Consider the following 792-nt stretch of genomic DNA (forward strand, 5'->3'; position numbering starts at 1 on the left):
ACGTTAACACAATGCAGAGTATAGCAAATAAACATGCCATAGCGTTTGAAAAGGCCGTCTGAAACGGCGATGACAAAATCGTTTGATTTCGTTTTTCACTGTTTCAGACGGCCTTTGCTATGCCATTAATTCAGCATTGTACATGACCGACATCGAGGCATAAATCATGGAATTCATTGAGCGTGCTGCGGTGGCCGATGCTGATGATGATGCTGTCGGGTAGTTTTTGCTTTAAGGCACGGTAGAGCATGGCTTCGGTCGGTTCGTCCAAGGCGGCGGTGGCTTCGTCGAGCAGGATGACTTTGGGCTGCGAGAGCAGGGCGCGGACGAAGGCGACGCGTTGTAGTTCACCCGGGGAGAGTTTGTGTTGCCAGTCATCAGATTTGTCTAATTTATCAACCAGATAACCTAATCGGCAGGTGTTCATGGCTTCGATCAGTTCCGGATGTTGTTTGTCGATGTCGGGGTAACAAATCGCATCGCGCAGGCTGCCTTGTGCCGTGTATGGGCGTTGCGGCAGGAAGAGGATGTCTTGATGCGGCGGATGGCTGACTTTACCGCTGCTGCCGAAAGGCCAAAGCCCTGCCAGCGCGCGCAGCAACGAAGTTTTGCCGCAACCGCTCGGGCCGCGTATCAGTAGGGAATTGCCGCTTTTGAGGTTGATGTTGATGCCGTCTAATAAAACTTCGCCGTTGTGGCGGTATAGGGCAACGTTTTCCAAGATCAGGCCGTCTGAAACTTCGGTAAGGTCGGGTTGTCGTGCGGTGTGTTTTTCTTCCGTACTCAGCAAAA

The 792-nt window shown here is 51.9% G+C and carries 1 protein-coding gene; it reads right to left on the reverse strand.

The genetic code is table 11. The features are described 5' to 3' along the window. Positions 1–130: 130 nt before the first annotated feature. Positions 131–792, reverse strand: a 662-nt coding sequence (locus ACTHUM_RS16090) for an ATP-binding cassette domain-containing protein (RefSeq protein WP_440403434.1), incomplete at its 5' end; no start/stop codon positions are given.

The organism is Neisseria sp. P0021.S006, from assembly GCF_051956895.1.